The organism is Streptomyces sp. CS113 (assembly GCF_002188365.1).
GTDB classification, from domain to species: domain Bacteria; phylum Actinomycetota; class Actinomycetes; order Streptomycetales; family Streptomycetaceae; genus Streptomyces; species Streptomyces tendae.
Genome location: NZ_KZ195574.1, coordinates 4,889,129 through 4,908,627, shown reverse-complemented (window position 1 = coordinate 4,908,627; position 19,499 = coordinate 4,889,129). Strand labels below are relative to the sequence as shown.

16 protein-coding genes are annotated in these 19,499 nt (G+C 74.1%); 7 read left to right on the top strand and 9 right to left on the bottom strand.

What is annotated here, in order from left to right; translation table 11 throughout:
* Positions 1 to 82: 82 nt before the first annotated feature.
* Both B9W62_RS21930 and B9W62_RS21925 read left to right on the top strand, forming a co-directional pair.
* Entirely contained in the window at positions 83 to 676 is a 594-nt protein-coding gene (locus tag B9W62_RS21930; RefSeq protein ID WP_087808767.1) for a sigma-70 family RNA polymerase sigma factor, read from the top strand.
* Complete coding sequence (locus tag B9W62_RS21925) at positions 673 to 1,953, top strand: zf-HC2 domain-containing protein (protein WP_087808766.1); 1,281 nt, start codon at positions 673 to 675, stop codon at positions 1,951 to 1,953. Before B9W62_RS21930 ends, B9W62_RS21925 begins: the two co-directional genes overlap by 4 nt.
* 100 nt (positions 1,954 to 2,053) lie before the next feature.
* Here the strand turns inward: B9W62_RS21925 and purU are convergent, their stop codons facing one another.
* Complete coding sequence (gene purU / locus B9W62_RS21920) at positions 2,054 to 2,947, bottom strand: formyltetrahydrofolate deformylase (RefSeq protein WP_076975586.1); 894 nt, start codon at positions 2,945 to 2,947, stop codon at positions 2,054 to 2,056.
* A 47-nt stretch (positions 2,948 to 2,994) separates the two neighbouring features.
* Positions 2,995 to 3,441 carry an SCO4402 family protein gene (locus tag B9W62_RS21915; RefSeq protein WP_087808765.1) on the bottom strand — a complete coding sequence of 149 codons (447 nt, stop codon included), beginning with the start codon at positions 3,439 to 3,441 and terminating at the stop codon, positions 2,995 to 2,997.
* Positions 3,442 to 3,611: 170 nt separating this feature from the next.
* On the opposite strand from B9W62_RS21915, the gene B9W62_RS21910 reads away from it, so the two are divergent.
* Complete coding sequence (locus B9W62_RS21910; RefSeq protein ID WP_087808764.1) at positions 3,612 to 4,931, top strand: ABC transporter substrate-binding protein; 1,320 nt, start codon at positions 3,612 to 3,614, stop codon at positions 4,929 to 4,931.
* Between the two features lie 70 nt (positions 4,932 to 5,001).
* On the opposite strand, the gene B9W62_RS21905 is transcribed toward B9W62_RS21910, so the two are convergent.
* Positions 5,002 to 6,735, bottom strand: a complete 1,734-nt coding sequence (locus B9W62_RS21905) for a hypothetical protein (RefSeq protein ID WP_256976543.1) — start codon at positions 6,733 to 6,735, stop codon at positions 5,002 to 5,004.
* Positions 6,736 to 6,936: 201 nt separating this feature from the next.
* The gene (locus B9W62_RS21900) at positions 6,937 to 8,322 is read right to left on the bottom strand and encodes an NsdA family TPR-like regulatory protein (protein WP_087808762.1); all 1,386 of its coding nucleotides are present in this window, start codon (positions 8,320 to 8,322) and stop codon (positions 6,937 to 6,939) included.
* Positions 8,323 to 8,639: 317 nt separating this feature from the next.
* On the opposite strand from B9W62_RS21900, the gene B9W62_RS21895 reads away from it, so the two are divergent.
* From B9W62_RS21895 to B9W62_RS21885, 3 genes are all read left to right on the top strand, one after another.
* Entirely contained in the window at positions 8,640 to 9,293 is a 654-nt protein-coding gene (locus tag B9W62_RS21895; protein ID WP_087808761.1) for a bifunctional DNA primase/polymerase, read from the top strand.
* Positions 9,294 to 9,420: 127 nt separating this feature from the next.
* Positions 9,421 to 10,197 carry an ABC transporter ATP-binding protein gene (locus B9W62_RS21890; RefSeq protein ID WP_087808760.1) on the top strand — a complete coding sequence of 259 codons (777 nt, stop codon included), beginning with the start codon at positions 9,421 to 9,423 and terminating at the stop codon, positions 10,195 to 10,197.
* Positions 10,194 to 11,846, top strand: coding sequence for a transporter (locus B9W62_RS21885; RefSeq protein WP_087808759.1), 1,653 nt, complete (start codon positions 10,194 to 10,196; stop codon positions 11,844 to 11,846). Before B9W62_RS21890 ends, B9W62_RS21885 begins: the two co-directional genes overlap by 4 nt.
* 487 nt (positions 11,847 to 12,333) lie before the next feature.
* On the opposite strand, the gene B9W62_RS21880 is transcribed toward B9W62_RS21885, so the two are convergent.
* Both B9W62_RS21880 and B9W62_RS21875 read right to left on the bottom strand, forming a co-directional pair.
* Positions 12,334 to 13,254, bottom strand: coding sequence for an alpha/beta fold hydrolase (locus B9W62_RS21880; protein ID WP_087808758.1), 921 nt, complete (start codon positions 13,252 to 13,254; stop codon positions 12,334 to 12,336).
* A gap of 502 nt (positions 13,255 to 13,756) precedes the next feature.
* Complete coding sequence (locus tag B9W62_RS21875) at positions 13,757 to 14,449, bottom strand: iron-dependent transcriptional repressor DtxR (RefSeq protein WP_087808757.1); 693 nt, start codon at positions 14,447 to 14,449, stop codon at positions 13,757 to 13,759.
* A gap of 221 nt (positions 14,450 to 14,670) precedes the next feature.
* Between B9W62_RS21875 and B9W62_RS21870 the strand changes: the two genes are divergently transcribed.
* Entirely contained in the window at positions 14,671 to 15,426 is a 756-nt protein-coding gene (locus B9W62_RS21870) for an SIS domain-containing protein (protein WP_087808756.1), read from the top strand.
* A gap of 28 nt (positions 15,427 to 15,454) precedes the next feature.
* On the opposite strand, the gene B9W62_RS21865 is transcribed toward B9W62_RS21870, so the two are convergent.
* From B9W62_RS21865 to B9W62_RS21855, 3 genes are all read right to left on the bottom strand, one after another.
* Entirely contained in the window at positions 15,455 to 16,918 is a 1,464-nt protein-coding gene (locus tag B9W62_RS21865; RefSeq protein ID WP_179235603.1) for a PAS domain-containing protein, read from the bottom strand.
* A gap of 105 nt (positions 16,919 to 17,023) precedes the next feature.
* On the bottom strand, positions 17,024 to 17,896 hold the full coding sequence (locus tag B9W62_RS21860) for a GNAT family N-acetyltransferase (protein WP_087808755.1): 873 nt from the start codon (positions 17,894 to 17,896) through the stop codon (positions 17,024 to 17,026).
* A gap of 332 nt (positions 17,897 to 18,228) precedes the next feature.
* Complete coding sequence (locus tag B9W62_RS21855; protein ID WP_030399319.1) at positions 18,229 to 19,329, bottom strand: citrate synthase 2; 1,101 nt, start codon at positions 19,327 to 19,329, stop codon at positions 18,229 to 18,231.
* Positions 19,330 to 19,499: the final 170 nt, after the last annotated feature.

Below are 19,499 nucleotides of genomic sequence, written 5' to 3'. Positions count from 1 at the left end.
GGCGTGCGCTGTCGGACGTGCCGACTACATTCGGGGAGAGGGCGGCCGCAGGCTGGGACCGAGGAGGGGGTGGAGGGACCGCATGGCGAAGAGGGACGCACCACTGCGCTGGGACCGCAAGATGCAGCAGCGGCTCGCACGCGGCGAGGCCGCCGCCCTGGGCGAGCTGTACGACCGGTTCGCCTCGCTGGTGCACGGTCTGGCGCACCGCGTGCTCGACGACGAGCGGGCCGCCGACCACCTCACGCGCGACGTCTTCGCGCACGTCTGGGAGCACCCCGACGCCTACGATCCCCGGCAGGGCCCGCTGCGCACCTGGATCGCCACGCTCACCCACCGTTTCGCCGTCCAGCGGCTGCGCGCCACCGAGACCGCGGCCCTCGTCCGGGGCGGTCCGGGCACCGCGGAGGAGCTGGAGACCAAGGTGCGGCACGCCTCGGTCGCCGCCCGCGCCGACTACATCGTCCAGTCCATGCCGGCTCCGCTGCGCGCCGCACTGGAGCTGGCCTATTTCCAGCGCCGTGACTACCGCCAGACCGCCGCCGACCTCGGCGTCACGGAGGACGAGGCCCGCCGCCGCCTCCGCCTGGGCCTCCAGTTGCTGTCCACGGCCCGCGACGCCGGCACCGCCCCGCACCCGCCCGGGGCTCCGCCCGAGTACGGGGGTGCGGCATGAAGGAGTACGACGAGGACGACGGGCACGGCACACACGACGGGCACGGCGGACGCGGCGGACACGACCGGTACGGGGACGACGCGGCGGGCCCCGGCACCGGGGCGCGGATTCCGCCGCCCCGTGCCTCCGTCGAGGACGGCGGGCGCGCGCTGCCCGAGGCGGCGCCGGTCGTGTTGGATCACCAGGTGCTGACGTCGCTGCTGGGCGCGTGGGCGCTGGCCGCCTGCTCGGCGCAGGAGGCGGCGGCCGTCGAGGACCATCTCGGGCAGTGCGAGGCCTGCGCCGAGGAGGCGCTGCGGCTGCGCGAGGCCGTCACGCTGCTCCAGCGCCCGGAGAGCCTCGATCTGGACCCCGCCCTGCGCACCCGGGTCCTGGAGGGGTGCCTGGAGCGGCGCCCGCCCCGCATCCCGGTGCCCGAGTGGGCCGCGCCCTACGACGCCGAGACGGCCCGCCTCGACGCGCTGCTCCAGGACTTCGGGGACGCCGAGTGGCACGCCCCGGTCCGGCTGCGCTGGTTCGACGGCGACGACACCGCGAGCCGCCGTACCACCGTCGCCGGGGTCATCGCCCACCTGCTCACGGTCGACGGCACGGTCGCCGTCCCCCTGGGCCTCGACGACCCGCTGGGGGACATCACCGCGCCCACCCGGACACCGGCCGCCCGCACCGAGGCGTACTGGCGGGCCTCGCACTACCCGCCGACCCGGGCGGTGCGGGCGCCCTGGCGGGCGCAGAGCCACAGCATCGTCCGGACGGTGGCGTTCACCGGCGACGCGGGCGGGATGCCGGTCTCGTACGGCGACTTCGAGCTGCCGTTGCGGGACGCGATGCTGGACCGGGCGTTCGAGTGCTGGGTGCACGCGGAGGACATCGCCGAGGCGGTGGACTATCCGTACGAGCCGCCGTCCGCGCGCCATCTCAACGGCATGATCGACCTCGCGGCCCGGATGCTGCCGGGTGTCCTCGCGGCCCGCCGCCGGGCCGGTCTGGCCGCGCCCGGCGACCGCCCGCACCTGGTCGCCGCGGGCGAGCCGGGACGGAGCCTGCGGCTGGAGATCGAGGGTTCGGGCGGCGGCGAGTGGCTCATCCCGCTGGACTCCCCGGGCGCGGTGGGCTCCGCCGACCACGAGGTGGCCCATGTCGCCCTGGACGGTGTGGAGTTCTGCCGGCTGGCGGCGGGCCATGTGCCTCCGGCGGAGGCGGCTGCGGGTCAGGTCGGGGACCGGGAGGCGATCCGGGACGTGCTGTTCGCTGCGGCGAGCTTGAGCCGGTTGTAGGGGGCGCCTGCGGAAGCGCGGGCGGCTGCGGAAACGCGGGCGGCTGCGGATGGTGGGTGGTTGCTCGCGCAGTCGCCCGCGAACCCGAACCCCCGTCCCGCTAGGCGAACACCACCGTCCGGCGGCCGTTGAGCAGAATCCTCCGCTCCGCATGCCACTTCACGGCCCGCGCCAGCGCCTGGCACTCCACGTCCCGCCCGACCGCCACCAGCTGGTCCGGCGTGACGTCGTGGCCGACGCGCTCGACCTCCTGCTCGATGATCGGCCCCTCGTCGAGGTCGGCCGTCACATAGTGCGCGGTCGCACCGATCAGCTTCACGCCCCGCGCGTGCGCCTGGTGGTACGGCTTCGCGCCCTTGAAGCTCGGCAGGAAGGAGTGGTGGATGTTGATGATCCGGCCGCTGAGCGCCTTGCACAGGTCGTCCGAGAGGACCTGCATGTAGCGGGCCAGGACGACCAGTTCGACGTTCTCCTCGCGCACGATCTCCAGGACCCGGGCCTCGGCCTCCGGCTTGGTGTCCTTCGTCACGGGGATGTGATGGAAGGGGATGTCGTAGGACCCCACCAGTTCCGCGAAGTCGGTGTGGTTGGACACCACGGCGGCGATCTCCACGGGCAGCGCGCCGATCCGGGCGCGGAAGAGCAGGTCGTTGAGGCAGTGCCCGAACCTGCTCACCATGAGCACGATGCGCATCTTCGCGTCGGCCCGGTTGATCTGCCAGTCCATGTGGAAGGCGTCGCCGATCGCGGTGAAGCTGGCGCGCAGCTTGTCCACGGTCACCGGCTCACCGGCCGAGAAGTGGACCCGCATGAAGAACAGACCCGTGTCGTGGTCCCCGAACTGCTGGCTGTCCTCGATGTTGCAGCCGGTCATGAACAGGTAGCTCGAGACGGCGTGCACGATGCCCTGCTTGTCGGGGCAGGACAGGGTGAGGACGTACTGGTCGGCCGGGGCGTCGGCCGAGGGGACGGCGGCGGAGGACTGCGCGTTCATGCAGCACAGGGTCCCATATCCGGCCCCCCGGACCGCGTGCCGTCCCGTCAGGCGGACCGGGTCAGGATGTGCAGCACCTCGAGCGTGCGCGGCTCCGCCTCCGGGTCCTCGCCGTCACTGGTGGCCAGCCGTACGTGCGCGTCGCGCGCCGCCCGCACCGCCTCCGGCCAGTCCGCGTGCTCCAGGTACGCGGTCACCGGCGCGTCCGGTCCCACCTGGTGCATGATCCGCAGGACCCGCAGCACGGCGGTGTCGACCAGCGCCGCCTCCTGCGAGTCGCGGAAGACCGTGCCCACGTACTTCTCGGCCGACCAGTGGTCCAGCCAGGTGTCCTCCACCAGGCGGTACACGGCGTCGGTGACGTCCCCGTAGCCGTCGACGCCGGCCAGCCAGACGTCCCGCTGGAAGGCGGGGGCGGAGAGCATGTGCAGCGCGGAGCGCACCTGACTGCGCCAGCGCCACCACGGCATGTCGTTGAGTGGCATGCCGCCCATGGTGGAGGAGCGACGGCCGCGACGGGAAGAGTTCTCCGAACCTTGCACGATCGTCGATCCTACGTTCCTCCGTCCCGCCTCCCCGCGGCGCCCGCAATTCACCTCGGCGTCACCACGCGTTGACCGCAGGTCACTCCCAGGTTGGCCCCGTGACGGAATCGTGCGGGTACATGACCGGCAGGCGACCCATCCGCAGCACTCTCCCCGGCGGCCTCCGCGGCCGTTCCCGGGCCACCCGCACCGGCGTCCTGTCCGCGGGCGCGCTGGTGGCGTGCGCGTCACTCGCCGCCGGCTGCGGGGTCGTCCCCGGTGCCACGGGGGGCTCCGGGGGCGACGGCCCGATCACCGTCATGACCTGGGCGCCGCAGGACACCGGCGCGACCAACAAGCCCGGCATGCCCGCCCTCGCCCAGGCCTACGCCCGCTGGGTCAACTCCCAGGGCGGCCTCGACGGCCGCAAGCTCAACGTGCTGACCTGCAACGACCACAACGACAGGGTGGCCGCCGCGAAGTGCGCCCGCCGTGCCGTCAAGGAGAACGCGGTCGCCGTCGTGGGCTCCTACAGCCAGTACGCCGACTCGTTCTTCCCCGTCCTCGAGGGCGCCCGCATCCCGTACATCGGCGGCTACGGCCTCACCAACACGGAGTTCACCAGTCCGCTGTCGTACCCGGTCAACGGGGGCCAGCCGGCGCTGCTCGCGGGGCTCGGCAGCGCGCTCGCCGATGCCTGCGGGCCGGTGACGCTGGTCCGCCCCGACACGATCGCGGGCGACCAGCTGCCCGCGCTGCTGGACTCGGGGCTGAGCTCCGGCGGGCACGAGCGGGCCCACGACCAGCGGGCGGCGGAGGACGCCACCTCGTACGACGACCAGTCCGGGCGGGCGCTGGCGCGGGAGGGCACCGGCCGGGGCGAGCCGGGCTGCGTGGTGCCCGTCCTCGGGGACCGGACCGGCACCTTCATGGACTCCTTCCGGCGCGCGAGCGAGGACCACCCCGACGTGCGGACCGCGACCGTGCTCGGCAGTGTCGACCAGACGACGATCAACGCGAGCGGCGGGGCCGCCGGGCCCTACGAGGGGGCGTACGTCACCGGCTGGTACCCGTCGGTGGGCGACCCGGCCTGGGACGGGCTGAAGAAGCTGATCAAGGAGCAGGCGTTCGGGAACAACGACGTCGACGCGGCCGACGCCGGGGTGCAGACGACCTGGATCGCGTACACCGTGCTCAAGAAGGTCGTCGAGTCGCTCGGCGACGGCGAGGTGAGCGCCGACACCGTACGCCGGGCCCTCGACGACGGACTCCAGGTGGGCACGGGCGGGCTCACCCCCGACCTGCGGTGGACGTTCGCCGACAAGCTGGCCTCGGTCGGCTTCCCGCGCCTGGTCAACGCCGACGTCACCCTCCAGGTCGTCCGGGACGGCCGCCTGGTCTCGGCCCGCCGGGGCGCGGTGGACACCACCCGCACCCTGCAGAACGCGGACGTGGCCTAGGGCCTGTCTGACGGCGGACGTGGCCCGGGGCCCGGCCGGCCGCCGGGGGGCCGGACCCCGCGGCGCAGGCTCAGAGCTGGGTCGGCTGGCGTTCGGTCAGGCCGTACTTGGCGGCGATGGCGTTCCAGAGCTTGGCGGCCTTGGCCTTCTCCTTGCTGGCCGTGCCGCTCTCCCGGTTGGCCGCCGAGGGCTGGGTGGCGGCCTTGCCCTTCTTGCAGCCCTTCTTGCCGGCCGTCCGGTCGGCCCAGGCCGCGTAGTGGTTGTCGGCCGACGCGGAGGCCTGCCACGCCTTGTTGAGCGCGGTGGTCAGCTCCGTGTGCCCGGGCAGCTTGTCCACGGACAGCTTGGCGAGGCTGTCGACCAGCCCGGTGCGCTGCTTGGCGGCCTCGCGCAGGTCCTTGGCCGCCTGGGACAGGTTGTCGCAGGTCTTCACGTCGCCCACGGCGTTGATCACCGTGGTGCGGCCGGTGCCGCTGTCGGCGAGCAGCTTGTCCAGCTCGACGGCCTGCTGCCGGGCCGGGTCGACGGACGGCGAGGCCGGGGCGGACGCGGACTCGGAGGCGGGGGCCGTGGCGGACACCGTCTGGTTGCCGCCCTTGTCCTCGTCCTCTCCCCCGCCGGCCATCATCGCGCCGGCGCCGACCCCGACGACGACGATGCCCACGCCGACGGCCGCGAGGAGCGGCAGCCGGGAGCCGGAGCGGCCGCCGCGGCCGCCGCCGTCGTCGTTCCCGCGCCGCCTGCCGCCGCCACCGCCGCCGCCCGGGCCCTGCGGGACGTACCCGGGCCGGCCGGACGGGTACGGCGCCTGCGGCTCGTCGAAGCGGGGCATCTGCTGGGTGGCCGAGGCCGGGCCGTCGGCACCGGGAGCGCCGCGGAAGAGGTTGTCGAACTCGGCGGGCGGCTGACGCCCCTCGTCGGTGCCGGGTGCGGCGCCGAACGGGGCGCCGGCGGGGCCGCCGGGCACGGGCGCGATGTACTGCGTGGCCTCGGCGTCGGGGTGCGGCGCGGGTGCGGCGGGCGGGGGCTGGTGCCCGGCCGCGGGCTGCGCGGCGTAGTGCGGAGCCTGGCCGAGGTACTGCGTCGACTCCGCGGCGTGCGGCTGCGCGGGTCTCTCCGGAGGCAGCGCGCCCGGCCCCGCGGGCGGAACCGGCGGCAGGTACTGGGTGGCCCCCTCGTCGGCGGGCGGTCCGGCCGGCGGTATGTGCGGTATGTACTGGGTCGCGCCCTCGTCGGCGGGCGGCAGCGGCGCGACACCCCCGCCGTGCTGCGGATACTGCGGGGGCTGGTGGTGCTGGGGCTGGTGATGCTGCGGTTGGTGGTGCTGGGGCTGGTGGTGCTGGGGCTGCTGGTGCCCGTACGGCGGCTGCGCGCCGTAGGACTGGTCGCCGACCGGTGCCCCGTACGACGACGGCTGCGCGCCCTCCGGCGGCAGCGGGCCGGGGCCGGCCTGCGGCGGCAGGGCGCCGGGGGCCGGTGCCGGGGTGCCCTGCGCGGGCGGCCAGGCCTGCGTCGACGGCGGAGCGGACTGCTGCGGGGTCTCCGCGGCGCCCCACGGCTCGGCGCCGGGCGGGGTGGGCCAGCCCTGGCCGGAGGACGGGCTCTGCTGCTGGTCGGGGCCCCAGGGCCGGTCCCAGGCCTGGCCGCCGGGCGGCGCCGAGGCGGGCGCCGGGCCACCGGCCTGCGGGCCGACGGGAGCACCGGCCAGACCGGGCAGCAAGGGCTCGCCGCCGTCCGAGGGCAGCACGATGCCTTCGCGCGCTTGCCGCGGCGAGGGCTCCTCGCCCTGTCCACTCTGCGTCACCGGGACTCCTACGAATGGGGGACCTTCGGAATCGTCGGCTCACGCTACCGGGTCCCCCGAGCCCACTGCCACGCCGCCCGGGGCGTCAACTCCTTCCCTGTGACAGCAGTAACAAAACCAGGCCGCGGTGCGCTGTTGATGTCCATGCCCGCTCACCGCGGCGGAGTTTCACGCGTGTTCACTCATCCGCGCCCCGTCCGTTCACGCGGCGGCCTGGAGGTCGAGCCGGGCACCGAACTCCCTGACCACGGCTTCCTCCCGGTACGGCTCGAGGCGGGCCTGGAAGTCGTCCAGGTACTCGGCGCCCCGGTTCGAGCGCAGCGTCTCCAGCAGTTCCACCGCCTTCGTCGCCGTGTGGCAGGCCTGTTCGATCTCCCGCTGCTGCACCTGCGCCGTGGCCAACAGCACATGGCCGATGGCCCGCCTGCGCGCCCGTGACGCGGGGTGCCCGTCCAGGGACTGCCGGGCGTAGCGGGCGGCCGCGTCCGCCTGGCCGAGGTCGCGGTGACAGTGCGCCAACTCGTCGGCGAGATAGGCCTCGTCGAAGTGGCTGATCCACACCGGGTCGTCGCCGGAGGCCGGATCGGCCGACTCCATCGCGCCGACCGCCCGCCCGGCCGCCTCGTGGGCGGCGCGCACGTCGCCGAGGAGCGCGTGCCCGCGGGCCTCGGCGGCGTGGAACATCGCCTCCGCGCGCGGCGTCACCCGCCCCCGTGCGCCCTCCTGCGCGGCCCGCGCCAACTGGGCGATCTCACGCGGGTTTCCGAGCTGCGCGGCGAGGTGGCTCATGGAGGCGGCCAGGACGTATCCGCCGTAGCCGCGGTCCCCGGCCGCCTGGGCGAGCCGCAGCGACTGGATGTAGTACCGCTGGGCGAGGCCCGGTTGGCCGGTGTCGACGGCCATGTATCCGGCCAGTTCGGTCAGGCGCGCGACCGTGGCGAACAGGTCCCGGCCGACCGCCTCCCGGTAGGAGCCGGCCAGCAGTCCCGAGACGACGCTGTTCAGGTAGTGCACGAGGACGGGCCGCACGTGCCCGCTGCCGTACTGGTGGTCCAGGTCCACCAGGGCCTGCGTCATCGCCCGTACGGCGGCCACGTCGGACTGGCCCACCCGCGGCCCGGCCGATCGCGACACCTGCGGGTCGGGGGCGGAAATCAGCCAGTCCCGGCTGGGCTCGACGAGTGCGGAGGCCGCGACGGAGGACCCGGACAGGAAGTCCCGGCGCCCCACGTCGCTGCGCCACAGCTCGCAGACCTGCTCGATGGCCCCCAGTACCGTCGGCGAGAACTGGAGGCCGACGCCGGACGCGAGGTTCTTGCCGTTGGCCATGCCGATCTCGTCGATCGTGACCGTGCGGCCGAGCTTGCGTCCGAGCGCCTCGGCGATGATCGCCGGTGCCCGGCCCCGCGGTTGCTGGCCGCGCAGCCAGCGGGCCACGGAGGTCTTGTCGTACCGCAGGTCGAGACCGTGCTCGACCCCGCACACGTTGACCCGGCGGGCGAGGCCCGCGTTCGAGCAGCCCGCTTCCTGAATGAGCGCTTGCAGTCGTTCGTTCGGCTGCCGCGCGACGAGAGGCCTTGCGGCCATGGCGTAACCCCCATGCGGTCTCATGCGGTCTCGATGCTGTCCCGGCGGATCGTTGGACGAGAAGCGACGGATCCGGCCGTGAAGATCAATGCCCAGTCGATGTGCCGACAATGCGAGACTTGCGAAGCTTGCGATGCTTACGAGGATTGCCGGGGTAACGGCCGGTGCCGGCCCCAGTGCTGGCTACCCAGCTCCCGCGGTGAATCCTCCTGCGCGCCCCCAGGTATGCACCCATGCGCCCCGAATGCGGCGCCGACGCACCTCCCCGGCGCGCACGGCGCCCGTAACCCCCGGTGGGCACGGGAGTTGAGATCCACGTGGAAGAGACCATCCCCGGCACCGAAGCCGCCCAGATCCCGCAGCAGCGCGGCACCTCGCTGCTGGAGACCGCCGTTCGCTACGCCGAGGAGCGTCACTGGGACGTGTTTCCCGGCACCTGGCTGGTGCCCGTCGACGGGGCGCAGCGCTGCTCCTGCGGCGACCCGGCGTGCGCCGCCCCGGGCGCGCACCCGGCGCGCGAGGACTGGGCGGCGCAGGCGACGGGCAGCGCGACCGGCGCCCGGCGGATGTGGCAGAAGCAGCAGACGGCGTCGATCCTGCTGCCCACGGGGCGGACGTTCGACGCGATCGACGTGCCCGAGACCGCCGGGTTCCTGGCGCTGGCGCGGATGCAGCGGATGGAGCTGACGCTGGGGCCGGTGACGCTGGCGCCGGACCGGCGGATGCGGTTCTTCGTTCTTCCCGGGGCCGGGGTGAAGGTGCCGGACCTGGTGCGGCGGTTGGGGTGGGCGCCCCGGGTCTTGGACCTGGGCGTGCTCGGGGAGGGCTCGTACGTGGCGGCGCCGCCGACGCGGTTCGGGTCGTGGGGTGCGGTGCAGTGGGCCTGCCGGCCGACCGCGGTGAATCGGTGGTTGCCGGATGTGGAGGAGTTGATCTCGCCGTTGGCGTATGCGTGCGGGCGGGATCGTTAGGGGCGCCTATTCACGTGCCGGGTGCTGTGATTCGGCGGGTACCGGCCGAGCGTGGCTTGTCGCGCAGTTCCCCGCGCCCCTTTACCGGCGTTGCTCCCCCGTAGGCTTCAACTCGACGGAGGGAGATGTGGTGAGTAGCAGCGCGGTGCGGGTTCAGGGGCTCTGGAAGCGGTTCGGGCAGCAGGTGGCCGTGGGTGGGATCGATCTGGAGCTGCCGGCCGGGAAGTTCATCGGGCTGGTCGGGCCCAACGGGGCCGGGAAGACCACCACGCTCTCCATGGTGACCGGGCTGCTGCGGCCGGACCAGGGGTCGGTCGAGGTCGTGGGGCACGACGTGTGGCGCGATCCGGTCGAGGTGAAGGCCAGGATCGGGGTGCTGCCCGAGGGGCTGCGGCTGTTCGAGCGGCTGTCGGGGCGGGAACTGCTCGGCTACACCGGCCGGTTGCGCGGGCTGCCCGGCGAGGAGGTCGACAAGCGGGCCACCCAGCTGCTGGACGTACTCGACCTGGCGGGGGCCCAGCACAAGCTGGTCGTCGACTACTCGACCGGCATGCGCAAGAAGATCGGGCTCGCCGCCGCGCTGCTGCACAACCCCGAAGTGCTCTTCCTGGACGAGCCGTTCGAGGGCGTCGACCCGGTCTCCGCGCAGACCATCCGGGGCGTCCTGGAGCGCTACACCGCCTCCGGCGCCACCGTCGTCTTCTCCTCCCACGTCATGGAGCTGGTGGAGTCGCTGTGCGACTGGGTGGCCGTCATGGCGGCGGGCCGCATCCGTGCCACCGGGACGCTCGCCGAGGTGCGCGGCGAGGCGGCCTCGTTGCAGGAGGCGTTCCTCGAACTCGTCGGTGCGCAGGGCCGGAACGCCGGGTCGGACCTGGACTGGCTGGGCGGCGGGTCCCGATGAGCGCGCCGACCACACCGGCCGCGCCGGTCCCGTCCGGCTCGCCGGGCTCACCGGCCCCGTCCGGCGCGTCCATCACGCCCGTCTTCGTACGGCTGAAGCTGTCGCTCCTGCGCAACGGGCTGCGGCAGTCCGGCGGGCGGCGGGCCGCCTACCTCGCCTCCCTCGTCGTCGTGCTGCTCTTCGCCGCGCTCCAGCTGATCGGCCTGATCGCCCTGCGCGGGTACGCGCACGCGGACTCGCTGGGCGTCCTGCTCGCCGCGGTGCTCGCCCTGGGCTGGGCGGTGATGCCGCTGTTCTTCCCCGGCGGCGACGAGACGCTCGACCCGACCCGGCTGGTGATGCTGCCGCTGCGGCCCGGTCCCCTGGTGCGGGCCCTGCTCACGTCCTCGCTGGTGGGCATCGGGCCGCTGTTCACGCTCTGCGTGTTCGCCGGCTCGGTGGTCGCGGTCGCGCACGGCGGGGCGGCGTACGCCGTCGGGGTCGTCGGCGCGGTCCTCGCCCTGCTGGTGTGCGTGACCCTGGCGCGGGCCGTCGCCGCCGCCAACGTACGGCTGCTGACCAGCCGCAAGGGCCGCGATCTCGCGGTGCTGAGCGGGCTGGTCGTCGCGGTCGGCGCGCAGCTGGTCAACTTCGGTGCGCAGCGGCTGGGATCGTCGGGGCTGGGCGAGCTGGACCCGGTGGCCGACGTGGTGCGCTGGGTGCCGCCCGCGTCGGCGGTCGGCGCGATGGACGCGGCGAGCGACGGGTCGTACGGCGTCGCACTGGCCCAGCTGGCGCTGACGGCCGCGGCGCTGGGGCTGCTGCTGCGGGTGTGGGCCCGCCACCTGACGCGGCTGATGACGACGCCCGACGGCTCCACGCTCCAGGGCGACGCCAAGGCGGTGCGCGAGCGCGGCCCGGCCGGGCCCGCCCGGTGGCTGCCCGCCGGCCGTACGGGCACCACCATGGAGCGGACCCTGCGCTATGTGTGGCGCGACCCGAAGACCAAGGCGGCGTGGGTGACGTCGCTGGCCATCGGTCTGATCGTGCCGGTGTTCAACGCCTGGCAGGGCACCGGCTCGGTCTACTTCGCCTGCTTCGCCGCCGGGATGCTCGGCATCCAGATGTACAACCAGTTCGGGCAGGACACGTCCGCGTTCTGGATGGTCGCGATGACGATCTCCTCGACCCGGGACGCCTACGTCGAGCTGCGGGCCCGCGCGCTGGCGCTGCTGCTGATCACGCTGCCGTACGCCACCCTCGTCACGGTGCTGACCACCGCGATGCTCGACGACTGGCGGACGCTGCCCGAGGCGCTCGGTCTGTCCTTCGCGCTGCTCGGGGCGATGCTGGCGACCGGCGCGTGGACGTCGGCGCGGTTCCCGTACTCCATCCCGCAGGAGGGGTACAAGAACGTCGCGCCCGGTCAGGTCGGGCTGGCCTGGGTGTCCATCTTCGGCGGCATGATCGGCGCGGCGCTGCTGTGCGCGCCGGTCATCGCGCTGACGATCTGGCTGAACGTGAGCGCGGGCGCCGGGGACCTGGGCTGGGTGCTGCTGCCGGTCGGCGCGGTGTACGGCGCGGCGCTGACGCTGCTGGGCCTGCGGCTGGCCGCGCCGCGCACGGCGGACCGGCTGCCGGAGATCCTCACGGCGGTCAGCAAGGGCTGACGAACCGGCCGCCCGGCGACGGGCGGCACACGGTCGGTGAGTGGACACCGCCGACGGTCGCGGCACGGTCGGCGGTCGCGGACCACGGCGGACGGGCGGCACGCCACGGGGCCCGGACGGCAGGCGGCTGCCGCGCGGACAACGGCCAGGCAGGCGGCGGCCGGGCGGGCGCGCAGGTGTCGGACAGCGGGCGGGGCCGTCTGGCGGCCCGCGGGTGTTCAGGAACGGTTCGATCCGCCGTCCGACGGCCCGGGAGCGGGCGGTGCCCGGTCGGCGGCCGGCACCGCCGACGGTCGCGGCACGGTCGGCGGTTGCGGCACGGTCGGCGGTTGCGGACCACGGCGGACGGGCGGCGCGGCGGGCGCGCGCCGCGGCGGGCGGGGGGCGCGCCACGGAGCCCTGACGGCAGGCGGCGGGCGGTCGCTCAAGCGGCGCGAGCGGGCAGGCCGGGGCAGGCCGGCCGGGGCGGGCAGGCGGGCCTCGCCGGTCAGGCGTCCCCGAGGGTGTTCAGGAACGGTTCGATGGCCGTCCGCCACGCCTCCGGCTGGTCGTAGTGGACGAGGTGGCCGGCGTCGGCGACCTCCGCGTACTGGCCGTTCGGCAGGACGCGGACCATCTCCTGGGCCTCGGCGCGGCCCAGCTCGCCGTCGAGGCCGCGCACGACCAGGGTGGGGCAGCGCACCTGGGCCAGCTCCTCCCAGTGGGCGTCGTAGACCCAGGTCTCGCGGGAGCGCAGCATCTGCTCCGGCTCGAAGACGGGGCGCCAGCCGTCCGGGGACTCGGCCATCACCTCGGCGTAGAACTCGCCGCGGGCCCGGTTCGGGCGCTCCACCCACGGGTCGTCCTCGCCGAACCACTTGCGGACGTCGGCGAGCGTGGCGAAGGGGACCGGCCAGGCGCGGAACCATTCGGTCCAGGTGTGCTGGGAGGCGGCGCCGAGGGCGGAGGCCCGCATGTCGCAGATGATCAGACCGCGGACCAGGTCGGGGCGTTTGGCGGCCAGCTGCCAGGCGGTCAGCGCGCCCATGGCGTGGCCGATGAGGACGGCCGGGCCGAGGCCGAGCTGCTCCAGGGCGGCCTCGGCGTCCTCGACGTAGGCGTCCCTGGTGTAGGAGGCCCGCGGGGGCTTGTCGCTGCGGCCGTGGCCGCGCTGGTCGAGGGCGACGGCCCGGTGCCGGGCGGAGAGCCAGCGGGCGGTGGGGGCCCAGTGCGAGGCACGTCCCATCAGGCCGTGCAATAAGAGCACGCCGGGCAGGTCTCCGCCACCGGAAGCCGAGGGGAACGAGGAGGGCGACGGGGACGGGGTCGGGGCCGGGGCGTGCGCCCGGTCGGTCTTGGGAGGGTCGCCGAACTCCCAGGCCGCGAGGCGTACGCCGCCCGCGCCGGTCACGTCGATGCGCCGCGCCATTGGTCCTGGCACCCCCAAGCTCCGCTCGGACCCGCCCGCCCTCGCGAGCCGGGGCCGGTCCTGTGAACCGTGTCCTGCCTGCCGCCGTGCAGGGTACCGATTTTATCGAATACCCATTCGAAAGAGCCGTCCCGCCGAGCAACACCCCTCATTCGAGTGACACCGCTCAGGGATTGATCGCCGCCGCCCAGGGGAGATCTTCAACGGGAGGCGGACCGCTCGGGGAAAACGGTCCGAGGGGATTGACCTTGAGAGCTCGGGGCTCCAGGTCAGCACAGGGGAGGACAGGCCCCGGCGCCACACGGCGCCGGGGCCCTCTCCGTCTCTCCGGCACGCCCCTCCCCCTCTCCGGCCCGGGTGACATCGCTGTCAGCCACGGCCAAGAGCCCCTCACGTCCTCTGCCTCACGCCACAGCCTTGCACGCGCGGCGTCCGACCGCTGCGATTCGGCCCACTGGGACCCGAATCGGACGGGACCCGCGCGTCGGCCCCCCGGGGCGGATCAGCGCTTGGCGACGAACACGTGGGAGGCGGTGTCCGACTCCAGCTCGGCGGCCTCGCCACCGCTGCCCACCAGCACGCCGCCCGCCGACTCGGTCACGCTCACCACCGAACCGGGCTGCACCCCGGCCCGGCGCAGCGTGTACATCAGCTGGGCGTCCGTCTGGATCGGCTCGCCGATACGGCGCACGACGACCGTCTTGCCCTCGATCCCCGGGTCGAGGTCGGCCAGGGACACCATGCCCTCGTCCAGGAACGGGTCGGCCCCGTCCGTCTCGCCCAGCTCCTCCAGGCCCGGGATCGGGTTCCCGTACGGCGACTCGGTCGGGTGCCGCAGCAGCTCCAGCACCCGGCGCTCGACCGCCTCGCTCATCACGTGCTCCCAGCGACACGCCTCCGCGTGCACCTGCTCCCACTCCAGGCCGATCACGTCGACGAGCAGACACTCGGCGAGCCGGTGCTTGCGCATCACGCGGGTGGCCAGCCGCCTGCCCTCCTCGGTCAGCTCCAGATGGCGGTCCGCCGCCACGGACACCAGCCCGTCGCGCTCCATCCGCGCCACCGTCTGGCTGACCGTGGGACCGCTCTGGTCGAGCCGCTCGGCGATCCGGGCGCGCATCGGGACCACACCTTCCTCCTCCAGCTCCAGGATGGTGCGGAGGTACATCTCCGTGGTGTCGATCAGTCCGGACATACATGCCCCTCGGTGAGATTGCCGGAGGCTACGGCCCACCGGCGCGTGCGCTGGCCCTGCACCAATTCTGACGCATACCACCGACAACCGTGCCTCGCCGCGAGAAGTGGGGCCCGGCGCGGTCCGCCCACGGCCTCCGCGCCGGGGTGACGCCGTATTGACACCGCGCTGGTCCAGACCGCACCGTGATCCGCGACGCAGCCACATCGAAGGGGTCCCGCATGAGCGATCACAAGCCGGCCGGCCAGTTCCTCGACGCGGCGATCGACCTTCTGCGACGCGTCCGGGACGAGGAGGCGGACAGCATCGAGGCGGCCGGCACGCTGCTCGCCGACACCGTGCGCGACGGCGGCCGGCTCTTCGCCTTCGGCGCCGGCCACTCCTCCCTCGCCGCCCAGGACGTGGTGTACCGGGCCGGCGGACTCGCCCTGATGAACCTGCTCGCCGTACCCGGCGTCGTCGGCGTCGACGTGATGCCGGCCACGCTCGGCTCCGCCCTGGAACGCGTCGACGGCCTCGCGAGCGCCGTGCTGGACTCCTCCCCGCTGCGCGCGGGCGACGCCCTGGTGATCATCTCGCTCTCCGGGCGCAACGCCCTGCCCGTGGAGATGGCCCTGAACGCCCGCGCCCTCGGGGTCCGCGTCATCGGCGTGACCTCGGTGGCCTACGCCTCCGAGACGACCTCGCGGCACGTCTCCGGGACGTTCCTCAAGGACCACTGCGACGTCGTACTGGACTCCAAGATCGCCGTCGGGGACGCGGAACTCACCCTGGACACCGTCCCGGCGCCCTTCGCGCCCGCCTCCACGGTCGTCACCAGCGCCCTCATGCAGGCCATGACGGCCACCGCGGCCGCCGCACTCGCCGACCACGGCATCGAGCCCCCGCTGCTGCGCTCGGGCAACGTGGACGGCGGCCACGAATGGAACGGCCGGGTACTGGAGCAGTACCGGGACCGCATCTTCTACCGCCGCTGAGCCCAAGGGCCCACCCCGGCCGGCGCGGCTACGACCGCCCCATCGCGTCGGCCAGGTCCAGCGCGGTCGCGATCCGGACCGCCACGTCCTCGGCGTACATCGCGTCCGGCCGCTCGAAGGCGCTGCGGCCCGCGCCCCGCAGGAACGTGACGACGCCGAGCGTGCGGCCGCGGCTGCGCAGCACCGCGCACAGGCCGTGCACCGTGTCCTCGGGCCACTGGCGGGCCGTGGCCCACCGGCGCACCTGCTCGGCCGGCACCGCGCGCACCCCGGCGCTGGCCCGCACCGAGCCCGCCCGCTCCACGCACTGCACGGCGGGGTGCCCCTCGCCGTAGCGCACCGGCATCCCGGACGTCCCGGACGGCACGCTGGGTCCCGGCGCGCCGGACGGGGTGGCCGCGACCCGCACCAGCCGCACCGGCTCCGCCTCGTCGGTGTCCGAGGCGGCCCCGCCCACCACCCGGTCGATCAGGGCGTGGTCGGCGAACCCGGCCAGCGCGAAGTCCAGGTGGACGGTCGCGGCCTCCGCCGGGTCCTCGCACTCGGCCGCGGCACGCGCCGCCCGGTGCAGCTGGTTGGCCCGGAAGCGCAGCAGCGCCGCCTCCTGCTCGCCCTGCTTCGTCTCCGTGACGTCCTGGAAGAGCCAGCCGACGCCCAGCGGCACCGGCTCCTCCGCGAGCGGCGAGGCCAGCCGCACGAACCCGCTGCGCCAGCACCGGCGGCGCTCGCCCTCCGGCGTACGCAGGCTCACCCACACCTCGGCGGGCCCGGGCGGCGCGCCCTCGGCCAGGACGTGCGTCAGTGCGTTCTCCAGCTCCTCGACGCCCTGGGCGAGCAGATCGCCGAGCGGCCGCCCCAGGACGGAGGTGCGCCCGGCGCCGAGCGCCCGTGCCGCGTGCGCGTTGACGACGGCGGGCCGCAGGTCCGCGTCGACCAGGACGACACCCCAGCTGGCGTCCTCCAGCAGGGCCTCGCTCAGCGCGATGGACCGCTCCAGGTCGATCTGCGCGTGCACCTCGCTGAACGCGCAGTACACCCCGGCGGGCCTGCCGTCGGGACCGCGCACCGACGCGGACTGGGTGCGCACCAGGACCCGGCCGCCGTCCTTGGTCAGCAGGGCGAACTCGTGCACCTGGCGTCCCGGTGCCCCCATGGCCGACAGCAGCCGGTCCTCCACCTCCCCGGCGTCCGCGCTGCGCACGGCCCACCCGGCGAAGCCGTGCCGTCCCACGGCCTCGGCCGCGCTCCAGCCCAGGATCCGCTCCGCCTCGCGGTTCCAATGGGTCACGACGCCGTCCGCGTCGAAGGCGCACAGGGCCGCGTCCATGCCGTCGAGGAGCGCGGCCAGCAGGTCCGCGCCGTCCCGCTCGGGCTGCTCCGGCTCGTCCGGACCCAGCTCGTCGGTGGTCCCACTCCGCCGCGAAGCACTCACCTGGACCCCCTGCAGGCTGCGTCCGCCGTACCGTACGTCGGTTCGCTCACTGGCCTTCATTCAACTCGAACGTGATGCAGCACACACCGGGTTCCCGCAAGTTCGCGGAAATCGTTGTACTGCGGAAACTCGGCATACGCCCCTGTCATGACGGGGCAGGACGGATCAGGCCGCGGTGGCGGCGAGCCTCAGGTCGACCCACTCGTCGCGCTCGCCGTCGAGCACGTACCGCTCCTTCTCCACGAACCCACGCGCCGCGGCGAACCGCAACCCGTCGGCGTTGGCCGCCAGCACCACGGTCTCCACCGCCCCGGCGTCCAGTTCGCGCGCGTGCGCGAGCCCCTCCTCGTAGAGCGCCGTGCCGATCCCGCGTCCCCGGTACGCCGGCAGCACCCGCGCGATCACGGTCGCCACCCGCTCCCCGCCCGCGGGCGGCCGCACGGTGGAGCAGCCGACGAGGACGTCCCCGAGGTAGGCGTTGGCCAGGCGGTTGCGGCCGGCGCGGTCCCGGGCCTCGTCGGGGGTCATGGCGGCCGGCGGCACGATCACGTTGTGCACGTGCCGCCACTCCTCCACCATGGCGTCCCCGTCCACCGACCCGATCCGCAGCGCCGAGCCGGGACCGGCCGCGACCGTGCCGCGCCGCGCGTCCACCTCGATCTCGATGCGCATCCGCTCGTCCGCGAGCCCGCACACCATCATCGTCGCGGCCGGCCGCACCGGTTCGAACGTCCGCCGCAGCACGGGCCAGCACGGCTCGAAGTCCTCCCGCGCGGGCAGCAGGTAGCGCACCCGCACCACGTCCGCGAACGTGCACCCCGCCTCGGCCAGCGCGGCGCCGATGTTCCGCAGGCACTGCTCGGCCTGCTCCACCACGTCCCCGGAGATCGTCATCGACGCGTAGTCGAACCCGGTCGTCCCCGACACGTGCACCCGGTCCCCGTCGACGACGGCCCGGGCGTACCCGATCCGCTCCTCGAAGGCCGACCCGCTGACCACCGCCCGCCTGACCGGCGGCTCCCCCACTCGTTTCGTCATGGGCGAAACCGTAGGTGAGCAGCGAAGACGCGTCCATGGAAGATCGACGACGAATCCATCCGTAAATTCGATTGATCGGCGGCCGACCGGTTCTTAGGGTGGTCCGTACACAGAAGGGAGGTGGTTCGGCAGATGTATGACATCCGGACGCGTGAGGTGGCTGCGGGCTAGCGGCCCGGCACCACACGGAGTGCGGCGCCGGACCAGCGCGTGACAGACGCGTGCAGCCGGCCCAATCCCAAGCAGTCACCCGACCCGCGAGTCGCCGGTACGTCCGGCCGGCTCCTCCACGGAGGAACCAGACTCGCGGGTCGCCTGCGTTTCAGGGACGGTCAGCCCGCGATGTCGGCGTAGCCCTCGATCTCGCGCGGGTCGCGGGTGCCCGGGCCCACGTAGCGGGCGGAGGGGCGGACCAGGCGGCCGGTGCGCTTCTGCTCCAGGATGTGCGCGGACCAGCCGGCGGTGCGGGCGCAGGTGAACATCGAGGTGAACATGGGGGCCGGGACCTCCGCGAAGTCCAGCATGATGGCGGCCCAGAACTCGACGTTGGTGGCCAGCACCCGGTCGGGGCGGCGCGCGTGCAGCTCGGCGAGGGCGGCCTTCTCCAGGGCCTCGGCGACCTCGTAGCGCGGGGCGCCCAGTTCGCGGGCGGTGCGGCGCAGGACGCGGGCGCGCGGGTCCTCGGCGCGGTAGACGCGGTGGCCGAAGCCCATGAGGCGTTCGCCCGCGTCGAGGGTCTTCTTGACGTAGGCCTCGGCGTCGCCGGTGCGCTCGATCTCCTCGATCATGTGCAGGACGCGCGAGGGGGCGCCGCCGTGCAGCGGTCCTGACATGGCGCCCACGGCCCCGGAGAGGGCGGCGGCGACGTCCGCGCCGGTGGAGGCGATGACGCGGGCGGTAAAGGTGGAGGCGTTCATGCCGTGCTCGGCCGCGGAGGTCCAGTAGGCGTCGACGGCGGCGACGTGCTTGGGGTCGGGCTCACCGCGCCAGCGGATCATGAAGCGTTCGACGACCGACTGCGCCTTGTCGATCTCGCGCTGCGGGACCATGGGCAGGCTCTGGCCGCGCGCGGACTGGGCGACGTAGGACAGGGCCATGACGGCGGCGCGGGCGAGGTCGTCGCGGGCCTGGGCGGCGTCGATGTCCAGCAGCGGTTTGAGGCCCCAGGCGGGGGCGAGCATGGCGAGGGCGGACTGGACGTCGACCCTGATGTCGCCGGAGTGCACGGGGATGGGGAAGGGCTCGGCGGGCGGCAGACCGGGGTTGAAGGCTCCGTCGACGAGCAGGCCCCAGACGTTGCCGAAGGATACGTGGCCGACCAGGTCCTCGATGTCGACGCCGCGGTAGCGAAGGGCGCCGCCCTCCTTGTCGGGTTCGGCGATCTCCGTCTCGAACGCGACGACTCCCTCTAGCCCGGGTACGAAGTCGGACATCAGGCGGCTCCTCGTGATCAGTGGTGTACGGCGACCTGGGCGGAGACGGTGCGGCGCCTCCATGGATCCACGGTCGTGTCCCCGACTCGCGGTCCCGGCGGTCACCCCTGTGATGCCCCGTACGGCCGTCGGTCATCCGGCCGGAGCGGGACCAAGAACCATATCCCCGG